Source organism: Bradyrhizobium sp. RDM12, from assembly GCF_051917485.1.
In the GTDB taxonomy this organism is placed as follows: Bacteria; Pseudomonadota; Alphaproteobacteria; order Rhizobiales; family Xanthobacteraceae; genus Bradyrhizobium.
The window spans coordinates 7082753-7098894 of sequence record NZ_CM133064.1; the positions used below are offsets into that span (position 1 = coordinate 7082753).

The following is a 16142-nucleotide window of genomic DNA, read 5'->3' on the forward strand; positions in this document are numbered from 1 at the left end:
GCCCATGCGGAACAGGATTCTCGCCCTCGCAGCGCTTGGCATCGCGCTCGGCTCGCCGATCGCGGCGTCTGCGCAATCCAGTGTCACGGTTGGGCGCGCGCCCGTCGTCGTCGACAGCGGCCCAACCATTGCGGTCGAACAGCGGCCGGCTTTCCGCGACTATGTCGTAGAACAACGTGTGCCGGCCTTCAGCATTCCGGATCGTGTGGTGGTCGGTGCCACCTTACCCGAAACCGGCATCACCTATTATGACGTGCCGCAACGTTTCGGCGCGACGACCTACCGCTACACCGTCGTGAACGGCGAGACGGTGCTGGTCGAGCCGCGCTCGCGTCGCATCGTGGAGGTGATGGAATAGCGCAATTCAACTCGATGTCCGGCGCGTCACATCAATCAGGCTGACGCGAACAGTGAATCGGACATCAGGCCCCGCCCGGTCTTCCCCCGCCGGGCGGGGCATTTTTACGGCTTCGTCATTCCGGAGCGCGCGAAGCGCGAGCCCGGAATCCATCGTGCCGCGCGTAATGCAGAGAAATGGATTCGGGCTCGCGCCAAGTGGCGCGCCCCGGAATGACAGTGGTGTTTGTCGCGCGGCTGCGTCTCAATTCTGGATCTTCGAGAAATCCGCCACCGTACGCGTCGCGCTGCGGATCTCGTTGAGCAGCTTCAGGCGGTTCTCGCGCACCTTCGCGTTCTCGTCGTTGACGCGAACTTTCTCGAAGAACGCATCGACCGGAGGACGCAGCTTGGCCATTGCGCTCATGGCGGCAGCAAAGTCTTCCTTCGCGACCGCAACGCCCGCTTCGACCTTCACCTCGCCGATCGCCTTGGCCAGCGCCTTCTCCTCGTCGAGGCTGTAGAGCGTAGCATCCGGGGCGCTCTCGAACGTGCGCTTGTCCTTCTTTTCCTCGATGCCAAGGATGTTGCTGGCGCGCTTGATGCCGGCGAGCAAGTTCTTGCCGTCATCCGTCTCGAGGAACTTGCCGAGCGCCTCGACACGGCGGACGATCATCAGCAAATCGTCCTGGCCGCCGAGCGCGAATACGGCATCGACAAGATCGTGACGCGCGCCCTGCTCGCGGAGTTGGACCTTCAGGCGATCGGCGAAGAAGACAAGCAGATCGCTCGGGAGCTTCTGCGCATCCGCAGGCTTCACCGACAAGCCGCCGAGTGCGGACGCAGCTACCTTCATCAGCGACAACCGAAGCGCGTTCTCGGCAACGAGCCTGATCACGCCCAATGCCGCGCGACGCAGCGCATACGGATCCTTCGATCCCGTCGGCTTCTCATCGATAGCCCAGAAGCCAACCAGCGTGTCGATCTTATCGGCGAGCGCCACCGCAACGCTGATCGGATCAGTCGGCACGCGATCGGCGGGCCCTTGCGGCTTGTAATGCTCCTCGCAGGCGGCTGCGACGGAAGCGCCCTCGCCCTGTGCCAGCGCGTAGTACCTGCCCATCAGGCCCTGCACCTCAGGAAATTCACCGACGACTTCTGTCAGCAAATCGGCCTTCGCCAGATGCGCAGCACGCGTCGCCTTCGCGACATCGGCGCCAACCAGCGGCGCAATCTCGGCAGCGAGGCGTTCGATGCGCTTCATGCGCGCAGCCTGGGTGCCCAACTTCTCGTGGAACACGATCTGCTCGAACTTCGGCAGCCGATCCTCGAGCCTGGTCTTGAGATCGGTCTCGTAGAAGAACTTCGCATCGGACAGGCGCGGGCGGATCACGCGCTCGTTGCCGGCGACGATGGTCTTGCCGCCGTCGGTCGCCTCGATGTTGGCGGTGAGGACGAACTTGTTGGTCAGCTTCCCGGTCTTGGGATCCCTAACCACAAAGCACTTCTGGTTGTTGCGGATGGTGGCGCGGATCACCTCGTCGGGAATCGCGAGATACTCTTTTTCGAACGATCCCATCATGACGACGGGCCATTCCACGAGGCCCGAGACCTCGTCCAGCAGCACCTGATCCTCGACCAGCTCAAAGCCTTGCGCGAAGGTCAGCTCCTTGGCATCGGCGAAGATGATGTCCTTGCGCGCCTGTGGATCGAGAATGACTTTTGCAGCCTTCAGCTTGGCTTCATAATCCTCGAAGCGGCGCACCGATATCGCCGCCGGCGCCATGAAGCGATGGCCGTAGGTGGTCTGCCCGGCCTCGATACCGTCGACCGAGAACTTCACGACATCAGGCTCTTCCGTCTCGAGCCCGAAGGTCGCGGTGATCGCGTGCAGCGGACGCACCCAGCTCAGCGAGCCCGGTTTTCCGGAGCGCGCGCCCCAGCGCATCGATTTCGGCCAGGGAAAGGTGCGGATGATGACGGGCAGGATTTCCGCGAGCACGTCGATTGCGTCGCGCCCGGCCTTCTCGATCAGCGCGATGTAGAAATCGCCCTTCGGGTCGCGCTGGATCTTGGCCTCATCGAGCGACTTCAAACCTGTCGCTTTCAAAAAGCCCTGCACGGCCGCATCGGGCCCGCCGACTTTCGGCCCACGGCGTTCGGTCTTCAGGTCAGGCTGCCGCGCGGGGATGCCGTGCACGGTGAGCGCGAGACGGCGCGGCGTCGCGAACGCCTTTGCGCCCTCATAGACGAGGCCTTCGGCGACGAGCTTGTCGGTGACCAGGCGGCGCAGATCGTCGGCCGCCTTGGCCTGCATGCGCGCGGGGATTTCTTCCGAGAACAGTTCAAGCAAAAGATCGGGCATCAGGCCGCTCCGCCCGCTTCGGTGTGGATCCAGGCCTCGCCGCAGGCCTTGGCCAGCTCGCGCACGCGAAGAATGTAGCTCTGCCGCTCGGTCACGGAGATCACGCCGCGCGCGTCGAGCAGGTTGAAGACATGGCTCGCCTTGATGCATTGGTCATAGGCCGGCAGCGCCATCAGATGCGCCTCGCGCTTGCCGCTCAGAGTTCCTTCCAGCCTCCGTCGAGATATTTCCGGCAGGCCGTTTCCGCCATCTTGAACTGCTCGAACAGCATCGCGGTGTCGGCGACTTCAAAATTGTGCGTCGAGTATTCCCGTTCGGCCTGCAGGAAGACGTCGCCATAGGTAACCTTGGCATCGCCCTCGCGGCCGTTGAAGTTGAGGTCGTAGACGCGGTCGACGCCCTGCACATACATCGCGAGGCGCTCGAGTCCGTAGGTGAGCTCGCCCGCGACCGGCGCGCATTCAAAGCCCGCGACCTGCTGGAAATAAGTGAACTGGCTGACTTCCATTCCGTCGCACCAGCACTCCCAGCCGAGGCCCCAGGCGCCCAGCGTCGGGCTCTCCCAATCGTCCTCGACGAAGCGGATGTCGTGCAAAGCGGAATCGATGCCGATCGCGGCGAGCGACTTCAGGTACAGTTCCTGAAGATTCGGCGGTGATGGCTTCATGATCACCTGGAATTGGTAGTAGTGCTGCATCCGGTTCGGATTCTCGCCGTAGCGGCCGTCCTTGGGCCGGCGCGAGGGCTGCACGTAAGCCGCGTTCCAGGGCTTTGGCCCGAGCGCGCGCAAAGTCGTCGCCGGATGGAAGGTACCCGCGCCCATCTCCATGTCGTAGGGCTGCAGAATCACGCAGCCCTGCTCGGCCCAGAACCGCTGGAGCGCGAGGATGAAGCCCTGGAACGAGCGTTCCGGGCGCATATGGGCGGGCAATGAGGCGTCCATCGTCAGATCAGGCTCTCGCGGGGTTTTGAATCGCGCGGGACCGTATCGACGGCGGGGGTGGAATCAAGGCAAAGGGGGCGGATTCGGGCTTAACGACTGCCGTAGCTGGGCAAAGCGAAGCGTGCCCACCGCCAACGTGCCCACACCCCGCGGCGCCGGTTGTGGAGCGGCTAACCTGGCCGGTAGGCTCCGGTCAGGGGATCACGCTTCAGCGTCTGGATATTCCCCATATGGGCGGCCTCGGCGATGCGCGACAGACGCATCTCCTCCAGCTCCTGATTGATCCGGACGGCGGTCTTGTAGGCCCAGCGGACCACGGCAAGCCCGCCCAGGACGCCAGCGAAAGCGACGAACGGCGGCATCGGTCGTTCCTTGTTCACAATGCTCAGCCCCCGCGTGCATTCTTGCGCAGACCGGGCTGCGCCGCATTGGCTCGGCGCGGACCAAATGGCGCGGGAGAGTTCAGGCTAGAACCCGAATTTCGCCCAGATCGCACGGGCCTCAACCGCGGAGATCAGATCATCCGGCAGCCCGGCCATTGATTCCATGGCTGAAAGCTGGCCCGCGCCGGGCGATTTCCGCCCCAACAGACCCGACAGCAGGCCGCTCGGCTGCGCGATCACAGGGGTGAGAACCTTCTCGCCATAGCGGGCACGAAGAGTTGAGCGGAGATCGCCGATGCCGTCGGCCAGGCCCAGCGCGATCGAACTCTCGCCGGCCCAGTATTCGCCGGTGAACAGGGTGTCGTCGGCGCCCTTGAGCCGCGCGCCGCGGCTCCCCTTCACCAGCGCGATGAAGATCTGGTGGATCTCGCGCTGGAGCGCCTTCAGCTTCGCCACGTCATCCGGGTTTTCGGGCAGGAACGGATCGAGCATCGCCTTGTGGGCGCCGGCCGTGTAGAGCCGCCGCTCGATGCCGAGCCGCTTGATCGCCTCCTGGAAGCCGAAGCTGCCACCGACCACGCCGATCGAGCCGAGGATCGAGGACGGATCGCAAAGATCTCGTCGCCGGCGCAGGCGATCATGTAGCCGCCGGAAGCCGCGACGTCCTCGACGAACACTAAAACCTTCAGCTTCTTCTCCGCCGCAAGCTGCTTGATGCGCAGATAGATCTGACGCGACTGTACCGGCGAGCCGCCGGGCGAATTGATCACCAGCGCCACCGCCTTGGCGTTGCGGACCGAAAAGGCCCGCTCAAGTACCCGCGCGAGGCCCGCCAGCGTCATGCCCGGGCGCAGCGGCGTCACCGCGCCGATGACGCCGGACAGCCGCACCACCGGCACCACCGCCGTGCCCGGGCGAAAGCGCGCCGGCAGATATTGCATCAGCTTGTCGGCCAGGCCGGAATTTTCGCGATCGTTCAATTGTTCGGCCATGCCCTTACCTCTGGTTAACCATTTCTTATCACGCGACTGTCATTGAAGGTGCCTGGAACGTGTTTTGCAGTTTGCCCGTTGGGAAGCTGCAATACAGCAGCGGAGGAAGCGACATGAAGATCTATCTGCTGTTGATGCTGATCGGCGCGCTTTTCGCGGCAATTCGCGTGACATCCCCGCAAGAACAGCAGTCGGAATCGCTTCCCCAGTAAGCCATCACGGCTTCGCAAGCGGCAAGACCGCCCTCCCTCCAGAATATTCCTGACCTCTTTTTTAGGCACGCCTGACTCATCATTGAGCATGAGGCCCGGCAGCAATCGTGTCGGGGCCCGGCCACCTTTGACCGCGCGCACCAATACGCGGATCGCAGGCCGCGTCTCTTCGCCATGAACCGGCAAGATCGAGAAGCTGCCGAAGCCGCGTGACAACGCTGCCAAGACGTCCGCGATCCCATCAGCGCGCCAGATCAGGGTCAGCACACCATGCGATCGAAGGATGCGCCGCGCTGCATGTATCCACGCGTGCAGCGTCTGCTCGGTCGCGACATGCGCGGTGTGCCGCGCCTGGTCCGGCGAGCCGCGGTGCCTCATGGAATCGTTGAAGGGCGGGTTCATCAACACGCAGTCGGCGCTGTCGGGCATGAGCCCGTGTGCCGCAAAAGCCTGCGCATCCGCCGTGACGTCGAGCACAATCACCTCCGCAGCAATCGCATTCGCGACCGCATTGGCGCGCGCGAGCCCGGCCAGTTCCGGATCGATTTCGACGAGACAAAGTTCGATCCCGGCGAGGCGCCGGGCCAGCGCCAGCCCGGCCGTGCCGACGCCGGCGCCGAGATCGACCACACGGTCGCCAGCGCGGGCCTCGGCCGCCGCTGCAAGCAGAATCGCGTCGTGCCCGGCGCGATGGCCGGATCGCTTCTGCCTCAACAGCAGCTGCCCGCCGAGAAAGGCGTCCTCGGTGAGATCTGTGACGACGTCAATCATTGCCGCGCAGTTCGTGGCTGAGCCCGGCCTCGGTCAGGAGTTGCCGGGCTTCGATGGCGTCGTCCTCATGGACCAGAATCCGCCGCGGCAGGACGCCGAGCGAGCCCTCGATGATGCTCATGTTCTGGTCCAGCACCAGATGATGGATGTTGGCGCCGTCGAGCAGCGCGCCGATCGCCGACACCAGCACGATATCGTTGGTCCGAACCAGTTCACGCAAACGAGCCTCCTGCCTGAAAGGGGTGAGCGGCGAATGTCAATGGTTCCACAGGCCTTGCCGCATCCCCGTCCAGTTTCTATGGTCTTTCCATCAGAATAGCCCCTCCGGGGCAAATATTGGAGACCGGCGTGGCCGTCATCGTACCTTTCGAAACTCCCGGCGCGTCGATCGAAGAGCTGGTTGCCCTTGTCGCCTCTGATATGGAGCGCGTCAACGCCACGATCCTGTCGCGGACCGGCTCGGAGGTGACCATGATCCCGGAGGTCGCCAACCATCTGATCTCCTCCGGCGGCAAGCGCCTGCGGCCGATGCTGACGCTCGCGATGGCCAATCTTGCCGGCTACACCGGCGACGGCCATATCAAGCTGGCTGCTTCCGTCGAGTTCATGCACACCGCGACACTCCTCCACGACGACGTCGTCGACGAGAGCGAGATGCGTCGCGGCAAGCTCTCCGCGCGCATGCTCTGGGGCAATGAGGCCAGTGTGCTGGTCGGCGACTTCCTGCTGGGCCAGGCTTTCCGAATGATGGTCGAGGTCGGCTCGCTCCGCGCGCTCGACATCCTCTCTGCGGCCGCCGCCACCATCGCCGAGGGCGAGGTGATGCAGCTTGCCGCCGCCAAGAACACCGCAACCACCGAGGACGAATATCTCGCCGTGATCCGCGGCAAGACCGCCGAGTTGTTCGCGGCCGCCTGCGAGGTCGGTCCCGTGATCGCCAACCGCCCGAAGGCCGAGCAGACCGCCTGCCGTTCGGTCGGCATGAATCTCGGCATCGCCTTCCAGCTCGTCGATGACGTGCTCGACTATGGCGGCAAGAGTGCAAAACTCGGCAAGAACACCGGCGACGACTTTCGCGAGGGCAAGATCACACTCCCCGTCGTGCTGGCCTTCCGCCGCGGCAACGACACCGAGCGCGCGTTCTGGATCAAGGCGCTCGAGCGCGGCGAGATCGGCGACAGCGATCTCGATCACGCCATCGGCTTGATGAACAAGCACCGCGCGCTCGAGGACACGCTGAGCCGCGCCCAGCACTACGGCGCCATGGCGGTCGATGCGCTGGCGCTGTTTCCGTCCTCGCCGATGAAGAGCGCGCTCGAGCAGGTGGTGGCGTTCTGCCTGGCACGGTCGCATTAAGCGCGACGGTCGCTCCTCTTCCGATTTCGTCATTGCGAGTGCCGCGAAGCAATCCAGCCTGCCTCCTCGGCAGAACTCTGGATTGCTTCGCTGCACTCGCAATGACGGAGTATGGCGCACGGCAATCGCTCGCCAACTTGCACTTCAAATCGCAGCGACGGCTCACCAGCTACAGTTTCGCAAATCTCCTCGACTCCTCCCACTCGCACCTGCTGTAGTGACCTGCATTTTGCAAGTAACTTGCCTAGCTTCCCGCCATGCAGCCAAAGTCCCCTTCGATCCTGGAATGCCCGGTCGGCCGCGCCGTGGAGACGGTCGGCGAGTGGTGGAGCATCCTGATCCTGCGGGATGCGTTTCAGGGTTCGACGCGGTTTGACGAGTTCGAGCGCAATCTCGGCATCGCGCCGAATATCCTGTCGCGGCGTCTCGCCCATCTCACCAAGACCGGCATGTTCGTCCGCCGCCGCTATCATGAGCGGCCGCCGCGTTACGAATATGTGCTGACGGACAAGGCGCGGGATTTCTTCCCCGTGATCGCCACACTGCTCGCCTGGGGCAACAAGCATCTCGCGCCGAAGGGAGAATCAATCCTGCTGGCGAACCGGGACGATCGCCGGCCGCTCGATCCGGTCGTGGTCGATGCCGCCGACATGCAACCGATCACGCTCGCCAATGCGGTGGTGATCGCAGGCCCCGGCGCGAGCCGACTGATGCGGCGGCGGCTCACTTCGCTCAAAGCCATGAACCCGGCGGTCGCGCGGGCTGGAGACTGACATGCGTCGTATCGTCGTGACGGGAATGGGCGCGGTGTCGCCGCTCGGCTGTGGTGTCGAATTGTCCTGGCGCCGGCTGCTTGCCGGTCAAAGCGGGTTGCGCCCGCTGCCCCAATGGTCGCAAGCGCTGCCCGCGCGCATTGGAGGTCTCGTGCCCGACAAGGCCGACGATGCCGATGGCGGTTTCGATCCGGCGGAGGCGGCCGCGCCAAAAGATCAGCGCAAAATGGACCGCTTCATCCTGCTTGCGCTGCTCGCCACTGCAGAGGCAGTCGCGCAGGCCAAATGGGCGCCGCGGGATGCAACGTCGCTGGAGCGCACCGCGACCATCATCGGCACCGGCGTCGGCGGCTTCCCTGCGATGGCGGAGGCGGTGCGCATCACCGAGCAGCGCGGCCCGCGCCGGTTGTCACCATTCACGATCCCCTCATTCCTTGCCAATCTCGCGGCCGGGCACGTCTCGATCAAATACGGCTACAAGGGCGCGCTCGGCACGCCGGTCACAGCATGTGCCGCGGGCGTACAGGCGATCGGCGATGCCGCGCGCATGATCCGGGCCGGCGAAGCCGACGTCGCGATCTGCGGCGGCGCCGAGGCCTGCATCGATATCGTCAGTCTCGGCGGCTTTGCAGCGGCGCGCGCGCTGTCCAGCTCCTTCAACGGCGAGCCCGCGCGCGCCTCGCGCCCGTTCGATCGCAACCGCGACGGTTTTGTCATGGGCGAAGGCGCCGGCATTCTGGTGATCGAGGAGCTGGAACACGCGCTCGCGCGCGGCGCCAGCCCGATCGCCGAAATGATCGGATATGGCACCACCGCTGATGCCTACCACATGACGTCGGGGCCGCCCGATGGCGACGGCGCCCGCCGCGCCATGGAGATCGCGCTACGGCAGGCGAACCTTGCGCCCGCCGATCTGCAGCACTTGAACGCGCATGCGACGTCGACGCCGGCCGGCGACGAAGGCGAACTCGGCGCGATCGCTGCGCTGTTCGGCCGCAACAACGCCATCGCGGTCAGCGCGACCAAATCCGCCACCGGCCATCTGCTCGGCGCCGCCGGCGGTCTGGAGGCAATTTTCACCGTGCTCGCCTTGCGCGACCAGATCGCGCCACCGACGCTCAATTTCGAAACCCCCGACGCAAACGCCGATGGTATCGACATTGTCGCAGGGCGCGCGCGGCCAATGCCGATGCTCAACGCCATCTCCAACGGCTTTGGCTTCGGCGGTGTGAATGCCAGTGCGATCTTCCGCCGCATGGACTAGGAGCGTGTCCCGGTAATGGACTTGGGATCAAGCGAAGCGAGTTGTGAGCGTTTTTGGGGAGACAAGTTTCTCCTCAGCGTGCGGCTGCGAGTTTTGCGAGGTTGTGAGCGATGCAGATCATGGCCCATTCGGCTTTGACCTTGTCGATGCTGCGCAGGAGGAACTGGCGGAAGCCTCTAGCCTGCTTGATCTGGCCGAAGACGGGCTCGACGATCTGTTTTCGCAATCGATACCGGCTTCGATGGCCTGCGCGCTTGAGCTTTGTGCTCATTCTGGCGACGAGCGTGCCGGATTTGAGCTTCCTGTTTGTCGTGGCCGCCTTGGTGCCGTGCTTTTGCCGTCCGGTGGCGACGTAGCCCTCGATCCGGCGTCGGATGAGCGTGCGAAGATTGGCTTGCGAGCAATAGCCCGCATCGGCCGATGCTTCATCCGGGTTCTTCCCGAGATTGGCTTTTATGGCATCGAGCAATGGCGCAAGCTGCGCCTGATCGCTCGGCGAGTTGGTCAGCGCATGCGCCACGATGATCTGATGGGCGCCATCGACGGCGGCCTGTGCGTTGTAGCCCTGGATGAAGCCGTTTTTGGTCGGCATCACGCGGCTGTCGGGATCGGTGAAGTTGCGTTGCGCCTTGTCGCTCGGCTCTGCCGTGACGGGCTTGGACTTGCGTCCCGGCCGGCCCTTGCCGCCATCACCGGAGCCGTCATCGTCCGCCTTCGAGGCGGGCTTTGGCTTCAGCTTCCAGCGCGGCCTTGGCGGTACGGATTTTCTCGAGCCGCTTCTCTTTATTGGCCATCCACTCAGGCATCTCGTCGCCACGCTTCGAGGCGCCGAACTGACGATCCTCAGCCTTGTCGGCCTGGGCGGCCTGAGCCAGCCAGTGCTGGACCTCCGCCGCAAGCCTCGGCTCCGCCTCTTTCATCCGGCCATAGCTCATCGCCTTGTTGATCCCGGCATTGGCCTTGATCTTGGTGCCCTCGAGCGCCACATGGCCAAGCTTCACGAGCCCCGCTTCGCGGCACAGCGCAAGAACCTGCCGGAACAAGCCCGAGAGGGCCGCCAAATGCCGCTTGCGGAACTCGCTGATCGTGCGGAAGTCCGGATGCTGCATCCCCGTTACTGCCGCAAAATCCAGCCGCTCCTCGCAGCCCCGCCCGATCCTGCGCGACGAGTAAATCCCCTGGCTGTACGCATAAAGCAGCAGCGCCACCATCATGCCAGGATGATAGGGCGGAAAGCCGCGCTCCTCGTCATAGACATCCATGATCCGCGACAGGTCCAAGCCAGTGCGAACCGTGTCGCGAACAAAGTGGGCCACGTGCCCGGAAGGCACCAAATCCTGGATCGACGGCGGCAACAGCCAAACCTGATCAACGTCCCAAGGTCGAAATGTCTTGCTCATCCGTCGTTTGAATCACGACGCGCCTTCCTCGTCGAGAAAATCCGATTACTCAGACACGCTCCTAGACGCGAGGGCTTGCAATCGCGGCACACTGGGCTACGAAAATGGTATGATTGAAACGAATTTCTGGCTGTTTCTCGCCGCCGCCCTCGTCATTGCCGCCATTCCCGGCCCCGGGATCTTCTATGTCGCGGCGCGAACTTTGTCGGAAGGGCGCGCCAGCGGCTTTGCCTCGACCACGGGCACGGCGCTCGGCGGGCTGGTACATGTGGTCGCCGGCAGCCTCGGCATCTCCGCGATCATTCTGGCCAGCGCCGAGCTTTTTGCCGTCGTGAAATTCATCGGCGCGTTCTATCTGGTCTGGCTCGGCATCAAGACTTTTCGCAATGCCGGCCGAGCGCTGTCGCTGGAAAGCGAGCCTGTCGGGGACAAGCGCGCGTTCCGCGATGGCGTGCTGGTCGAGGCGTTGAACCCGAAGACCGCGGCGTTCTTCCTCGCCTTCATTCCGCAGTTCCTCGATCCCGCGGGAGCGAGCCCCACGGTGCAATTCATCGTGCTCGGCGCCATCTCGGTGACACTGAACACGCTCGCCGATGTCGTCGTGGTGCTGATGGCGTCCGCGACACGTACGCAGCTGATCGGACGGCCCCGTCTCATGCGTCGCCTTACCCAAGGCTCCGGCCTCTTCATTGCCGGCCTCGGCCTGTCACTCGCACTGGCGCGCCGGCCGGTGCAGGGCTAGCTCGTGTCACTCCCGACAGGCATTCGTTGAAAAAGAAGGGGGCCGAAGCCCCTTTCTCGGATGTCACCACTGATACCAGTGGTGCCAATGATGCCAGCGGTGCCAGCGCCAGTCGTCGCCCCAATGATGGTGCCAGTCGTAACCACCCCAATAATGCGGGTGATAGGAGCCGCCGCCATAATGGCGACGCCAGCAATGGCCCCATTCGTTGCAGACATAGCCCGCGGGAACGACGCCCGATGCACCGGGCACGTCGATCGGTTGGGCCGATGCCGCTCCGGTGGACAAGGCGACACCACCGAGAGCGGCGAGGCCGATAAACGCAGAAACGAGTTTCATGATTTTCACCTCCTAACATTCGTCGGAGGCGATGAACGACGAGTGCGTTCGGTGGCTTACGAAGGTTTACGCCGATGAACAAGCTGTCCGATCTGTCATGACTTGCCGATATGTAACGCGCGCAATTCGAACGAGACATCGCCGAGAGCTCACCCATTGATGTTGCGATGGAGGGTTCGATGAAGATGATGTCCTGGTCGCGTTACCACCTCCTGCCAAATTCGTTGTCGCGCGCCGCACGTCGCCGTCGCGCTGCCAAGCCGCTCAATATCCGGCAAGCCGGCCGCTCGGCGCACCAGCCGACGCCCAAACTTGGCCCGGCGCCGAAGCCAGCACGACCGCCCGATTGCTTGTCGAATGGCCATCAGCAGGCTACTCCAGCCGTGCCTTCGTCTTGTCCGGCATTCGAGGTATCACGGCCGATGCTCGCTCCGCAAAATCGCCATTACGAGTCCCACGGCCTACGGCTGCATTATGCCGATTGGGGCAACGAGGACGCGCCTCCACTCATCCTGGTCCATGGCGGCCGCGATCATTGCCGGAGCTGGGACGCCATCGCCCGCTCGCTGCAACCTCATTTTCATGTGATTGCGCCCGATTTGCGTGGCCACGGCGATTCCGACTGGACCAAGGGCGGCAGCTACGCGCTGACGGAGTATGTCTACGATCTTGCCCAGCTTGTCCGTCGCATCGCAGCGCCTCATGTGACCCTCATCGGCCATTCGATGGGCGGCATGGTGAGCCTGATCTTTTCAGGCTCATTCCCCGAGCAAGTCACCAAGCTCGTCGTTCTCGACGGCGTGACGATGCTCCCCGATTCACCCAAGCCGCCGACGCATGAGCGCATCGGGAAATGGGTCGGACAACTCGACAGGCTGCACGACCGCACCCCGCGCCGCTACGCGACGCTTGAGGACGCGGCCGCGCAGATGGTGCTTCACAACAAGCGGCTTTCCCGCGACCTCGCGCTGCACCTTGCGACGCACGGGGCACGGCGAAACGAGGATGGCACCTATAGCTGGAAGTTCGATCCCTACCAGCGCGCCTCCGCACCGCACCGGCTCTGGCCGGACGATCACGTAGCTCTGTGGTCGCGCATCGCCTGCCCCACCCTGTTGCTGAATGCCGGCGAAAGCTTTCTTGCCGGCGCCAGGGCGGCGGGACTGGAGCGCTACTTCCCGCAGGCGCGCGTCGAGACTATTGCCGGGGCCGGACACTGGTTACAACACGACAAGCCGGAGAAGGTGCTGAGTGAGATCCGGCAATTTCTTGGGCTCGGCGAGGACCGCGCGGGTTAGCACCGCTATATCCCCGTCATTGCGAGCGCAGCGAAACAATCCAGACTGCGGCCGCGGAAAGATTCTGGATTGCTTCGCTGCGCTCGCAATGACGACAGATTTAGCTCAACGTTCCCGCATGCACCCACCAGCCGGGATGGTCGCGTCGGATATTCCCGGCAGCGGCATGTGCCTCGGCCGGCGCGCCATAGATCGCAAAGCACGTCGCGCCGGAGCCGGACATGCGAGCGAGCTTGACGCCGGCGGAGTCACGCAGCGCTTCCAGAACATCGCCGATCACGGGCTTTATGCGCAGCGCAGGGGCTTCGAGATCATTGGCGACGGTTTCGAGAACCTCGACCCAATCGGCAATCGACCCACCCTGCTCCGGCCAGGCCGGGGCGTCGAGCACGGAGGTTGCGCCGACCAACAATTCGCCGTTGCGCAGGCCCAACTCTTGGAACACGTCCTTGGTCGCAACCGGCACGCGCGGGTTGACCATCACGCAGGGCATGCTTGGCAACGCCAGCGGCAGCAATTGCTCGCCGACACCGGTCATGTCGCAGGCGCGCGAGAACAGGCACACCGGCACGTCGGCGCCGGTCGCGAGCGCGACCTCTTGCAGGCGAGGATCATCGAGCGGCAGATCGTTGAGGCGCGCGAGCAAACGCAGCGCCGCCGCCGCATCGGCCGAACCGCCGCCGATCCCGGCTGCGACCGGCAAGACCTTGTCGAGCGCGAATGCGCCGAGCTTCAAATTCGGCACCGCTTCGGCCAGCAGTTTGGCGGCCTTGAACACGAGATTGTCTGATGTCTCGCCGCACGCCGCGGCAAGCGGCCCCGTGGTCGCAAGCCTGAGCTCGCCACCCGGCTCCAGCGTGAGCCGGTCGGCACAATCGGCAAACGCAACCACGCTTTCGAGATCATGATAGCCGTCAGCACGACGGCCGACCACGCGAAGGCTCAGATTGACCTTCGCGCGTCCTTCTTCGACCAACGCCGGCATCGGCGATACGCCCCCAGTGAGTTTCAACCGCCCTTGCCGTCGTCTTTCTTCTTGTCCGCCTGCGCGGCCGAAGAGTTCGAATTGTCATCCGTCATGCCGTTGGCGATCTTGGCCTCGATCTTCGGCAGATCATCCGGCTCGGGCTTGAGATCGCGGGCATGCGCCCACTGGAATTTTGCCTCCAGCGTGCGGCCGACGCGCCAATAGGCGTCGCCGAGATGGTCGTTGATGGTGGGATCCTCGGGCTTGAGGTCGATCGCGCGCTCGAGGTTCTTCACCGCCTCTTCGTAGTTGCCGATGCGGTAGTAGGCCCAGCCGAGGGAATCGACGATGTAGCCGTCGTCGGGCCGCTGCTCGACGGCACGCTTGATCATCTTCATGCCTTCGTCGAGGTTCACGCCCTGGTCGATCCAGGAATAGCCGAGATAGTTGAGGACATGCGGCTGGTCGGGCTGGAGCGCGAGCGCCTTCTTCATGTCGGCTTCGGCCTTGCCCCACTCTTTGGTGCGCTCCTCGCAAATGCCGCGGTAGTAGTACCAGACGCTGTTGGCCTTGTCGTTGCCGGCCGGCAGCACGTCGATGCCCCGCGAATAGGTCGCGCTGCAGTCGCCGAACTTCTTGCGGCCGCGCTCGATATTGCCGAGCGCCATGATGGCTTCGAGATCCTTGGAGTCTTCGGCGGTCACGCCCTTGAGGATCTTGATCGCATCATCGGTGCGGTCGGCCGAATCCAGATCGATGGCGAGCTGGATCTGCGCGTTGCGCTTCAAGGGCGAGCTCGACGGGACCCGCTCATAGATCTTGATCGCCATCTGCGGCCGCTTCACCGATTCATAGAGGTCGGCGAGCGAGAGCAAGGCCAACGGATGGCTGGGCTGCAGATACAGCGCGAGCTGGAGATACACCAGCGCGAGATCTTCGCCGCCGCGGCGGGTCAGCGTGGCGCCGATGCCGTAGAGCGCCTCGGCAGCACCAGCCTGCGCGGAATCGACCAGCGGCGGCAGCTTCTTGCCGGCCTTGGTCTCGCGCAGGCCTTCCAAGATCAACGGATGGCGGGCGAGCTTCTTGTCGAAGGCTTCATAGATCGCGGTCGCCGAAGCCGCGTCCTTGTTGCGCGACAGCCAGCGCGCATAGGCCTCGCTGACGCGCAGCATGGAATCGTCGAGCTTGTAAGCGCGCTCGAAGCGGGCGCCCGCGTCCTTCTCCTTGCCGGCGTTCTCGAGGATCATGCCGGCGTGCAGATCCTTGAACAGCGGATACCATTCCGGGCCCGCCAGCTTGTCGATGGTCGCCACGGCGCCCTTGGTATCGCCCGCACCATAAGCGGCCCAGGCGGACAGCAGGGTAGCGACGAGATCGGTGATCGGCCCGCGAACCGACTGGTTGATGTTGCTCTGCGCGCTCGGATACTTCTTCAGCTTCAAATCATGCACCCCGACCACAAGGCGCGCGACGCGATTGGTCTTGTCGATGGCGAGGATGCGCTCGGCAAGCTTCACCGCTTCGTCGATGTCGCCATCGCCGACCGAGGAGATGAAGGCGCGGTCAAGCAGCTCGTTGTTCTTGGGGTCGGTCCGCAGCGCGGAGCGATAGAAGGCGGCGGCCGAGGTCGCGTCGCGCTCGACACTGGCGTGACGGGCAGCGAGATAGCTGCCGGCGGTGGTGAGCGACTTCAGATCGTTTCGGCTCGGAAACTGCGCCGCCGTGTCGGCCGGATGATCCGGCGTTTGCGCCAGCACCCCGCCAGGGACCGCCACGATCGCAGAGCCTGCAAGGGCGATGGCAGCAGCAGTCCAGCGGTTGAAACGATTTGAAAACATCAGGGCTCGCCTTGAGTTGGTAGTGCCTGGGTTCGAAGCAAATGGCCGTCTCGCACGCGAACGCGACCGGCGACACGGGACCCGGAACCGTCGGGGCCGGACAATGCCGCTTTTGGCGCTTCACCGCAAGGATTCGGGCCGGGCGATCCCCTCCGCACGCCCC

Annotated in this window: 13 protein-coding genes and 3 pseudogenes; 6 read left to right on the forward strand and 10 right to left on the reverse strand. The window is 64.1% G+C overall.

All coding sequences use genetic code 11. The annotated features are described in order from the left end of the window. The first annotated feature begins 4 nt into the window (after positions 1–4). Positions 5–358, forward strand: a complete 354-nt coding sequence (locus ACTGJ9_RS34555; RefSeq protein ID WP_456674686.1) for a DUF1236 domain-containing protein — start codon at positions 5–7, stop codon at positions 356–358. A gap of 243 nt (positions 359–601) precedes the next feature. On the opposite strand, the gene glyS is transcribed toward ACTGJ9_RS34555, so the two are convergent. The 6 genes and pseudogenes from glyS to ACTGJ9_RS34585 form a co-directional block, all read right to left on the reverse strand. After that, on the reverse strand, positions 602–2701 hold the full coding sequence (gene glyS / locus ACTGJ9_RS34560) for a glycine--tRNA ligase subunit beta (RefSeq protein WP_456674687.1): 2100 nt from the start codon (positions 2699–2701) through the stop codon (positions 602–604). Next, a pseudogene (locus ACTGJ9_RS34565) lies at positions 2701–3620 on the reverse strand (glycine--tRNA ligase subunit alpha). The gene glyS and the pseudogene ACTGJ9_RS34565 overlap by 1 nt, the downstream one beginning before the upstream one ends. A gap of 194 nt (positions 3621–3814) precedes the next feature. Beyond that, positions 3815–4006 carry a hypothetical protein gene (locus tag ACTGJ9_RS34570; protein ID WP_456678720.1) on the reverse strand — a complete coding sequence of 64 codons (192 nt, stop codon included), beginning with the start codon at positions 4004–4006 and terminating at the stop codon, positions 3815–3817. 105 nt (positions 4007–4111) lie between these two features. Next, a pseudogene (locus ACTGJ9_RS34575) lies at positions 4112–5019 on the reverse strand (S49 family peptidase). Positions 5020–5033: 14 nt separating this feature from the next. Then, entirely contained in the window at positions 5034–6002 is a 969-nt protein-coding gene (locus tag ACTGJ9_RS34580) for a tRNA1(Val) (adenine(37)-N6)-methyltransferase (RefSeq protein WP_456674688.1), read from the reverse strand. Further along, complete coding sequence (locus tag ACTGJ9_RS34585) at positions 5995–6222, reverse strand: putative signal transducing protein (RefSeq protein ID WP_456674689.1); 228 nt, start codon at positions 6220–6222, stop codon at positions 5995–5997. Before ACTGJ9_RS34585 ends, ACTGJ9_RS34580 begins: the two co-directional genes overlap by 8 nt. Before the next feature lie 128 nt (positions 6223–6350). On the opposite strand from ACTGJ9_RS34585, the gene ACTGJ9_RS34590 reads away from it, so the two are divergent. The 3 genes from ACTGJ9_RS34590 to fabF all read left to right on the forward strand — a co-directional run bounded on the left by ACTGJ9_RS34590 (position 6351) and on the right by fabF (position 9395). Next, entirely contained in the window at positions 6351–7358 is a 1008-nt protein-coding gene (locus ACTGJ9_RS34590; protein WP_456674690.1) for a polyprenyl synthetase family protein, read from the forward strand. Positions 7359–7615: 257 nt separating this feature from the next. Beyond that, a complete protein-coding gene (locus ACTGJ9_RS34595) occupies positions 7616–8131 on the forward strand; it encodes a winged helix-turn-helix transcriptional regulator (protein WP_456674691.1) in 516 nt (171 codons plus the stop codon). A gap of 1 nt (position 8132) precedes the next feature. Then, positions 8133–9395, forward strand: coding sequence for a beta-ketoacyl-ACP synthase II (fabF, locus tag ACTGJ9_RS34600; protein ID WP_456674692.1), 1263 nt, complete (start codon positions 8133–8135; stop codon positions 9393–9395). Between the two features lie 73 nt (positions 9396–9468). Here the strand turns inward: fabF and ACTGJ9_RS34605 are convergent. After that, a pseudogene (locus tag ACTGJ9_RS34605) lies at positions 9469–10795 on the reverse strand (IS1182 family transposase). Positions 10796–10904: 109 nt separating this feature from the next. Between ACTGJ9_RS34605 and ACTGJ9_RS34610 the strand changes: the two are divergent. Further along, on the forward strand, positions 10905–11537 hold the full coding sequence (locus ACTGJ9_RS34610) for a LysE family translocator (RefSeq protein ID WP_456674693.1): 633 nt from the start codon (positions 10905–10907) through the stop codon (positions 11535–11537). A gap of 63 nt (positions 11538–11600) precedes the next feature. Here the strand turns inward: ACTGJ9_RS34610 and ACTGJ9_RS34615 are convergent, their stop codons facing one another. Then, a complete protein-coding gene (locus tag ACTGJ9_RS34615; protein WP_456674694.1) occupies positions 11601–11876 on the reverse strand; it encodes a hypothetical protein in 276 nt (91 codons plus the stop codon). Positions 11877–12298: 422 nt separating this feature from the next. On the opposite strand from ACTGJ9_RS34615, the gene ACTGJ9_RS34620 reads away from it, so the two are divergent. Next, entirely contained in the window at positions 12299–13174 is an 876-nt protein-coding gene (locus ACTGJ9_RS34620; protein WP_456674695.1) for an alpha/beta fold hydrolase, read from the forward strand. A 100-nt stretch (positions 13175–13274) separates the two neighbouring features. On the opposite strand, the gene ACTGJ9_RS34625 is transcribed toward ACTGJ9_RS34620, so the two are convergent. Both ACTGJ9_RS34625 and ACTGJ9_RS34630 read right to left on the reverse strand, forming a co-directional pair. Next, positions 13275–14159 (reverse strand): 4-(cytidine 5'-diphospho)-2-C-methyl-D-erythritol kinase, encoded by an 885-nt coding sequence (locus tag ACTGJ9_RS34625; protein ID WP_456674696.1) that lies wholly within the window; start codon positions 14157–14159, stop codon positions 13275–13277. 23 nt (positions 14160–14182) lie between these two features. Further along, the gene (locus tag ACTGJ9_RS34630; RefSeq protein ID WP_456674697.1) at positions 14183–15979 is read right to left on the reverse strand and encodes a tetratricopeptide repeat protein; all 1797 of its coding nucleotides are present in this window, start codon (positions 15977–15979) and stop codon (positions 14183–14185) included. Between the last annotated feature and the right edge of the window lie 163 nt (positions 15980–16142).

Excerpts from the sequence above, each read along its gene's own strand:
- fabF (WP_456674692.1), top strand. The coding sequence starts at position 8,133 with ATGCGTCGTATCGTCGTGACGGGAATGGGCGCGGTGTCGCCGCTCGGC.
- ACTGJ9_RS34625 (WP_456674696.1), bottom strand. The coding sequence starts at position 14,159 with ATGCCGGCGTTGGTCGAAGAAGGACGCGCGAAGGTCAATCTGAGCCTT.
- ACTGJ9_RS34570 (WP_456678720.1), bottom strand. The coding sequence starts at position 4,006 with ATGCCGCCGTTCGTCGCTTTCGCTGGCGTCCTGGGCGGGCTTGCCGTG.
- ACTGJ9_RS34630 (WP_456674697.1), bottom strand. The coding sequence starts at position 15,979 with ATGTTTTCAAATCGTTTCAACCGCTGGACTGCTGCTGCCATCGCCCTT.
- ACTGJ9_RS34615 (WP_456674694.1), bottom strand. The coding sequence starts at position 11,876 with ATGAAACTCGTTTCTGCGTTTATCGGCCTCGCCGCTCTCGGTGGTGTC.
- ACTGJ9_RS34555 (WP_456674686.1), top strand. The coding sequence starts at position 5 with ATGCGGAACAGGATTCTCGCCCTCGCAGCGCTTGGCATCGCGCTCGGC.
- glyS (WP_456674687.1), bottom strand. The coding sequence starts at position 2,701 with ATGCCCGATCTTTTGCTTGAACTGTTCTCGGAAGAAATCCCCGCGCGC.
- ACTGJ9_RS34610 (WP_456674693.1), top strand. The coding sequence starts at position 10,905 with ATGATTGAAACGAATTTCTGGCTGTTTCTCGCCGCCGCCCTCGTCATT.
- ACTGJ9_RS34595 (WP_456674691.1), top strand. The coding sequence starts at position 7,616 with ATGCAGCCAAAGTCCCCTTCGATCCTGGAATGCCCGGTCGGCCGCGCC.
- ACTGJ9_RS34620 (WP_456674695.1), top strand. The coding sequence starts at position 12,299 with ATGCTCGCTCCGCAAAATCGCCATTACGAGTCCCACGGCCTACGGCTG.
- ACTGJ9_RS34580 (WP_456674688.1), bottom strand. The coding sequence starts at position 6,002 with ATGATTGACGTCGTCACAGATCTCACCGAGGACGCCTTTCTCGGCGGG.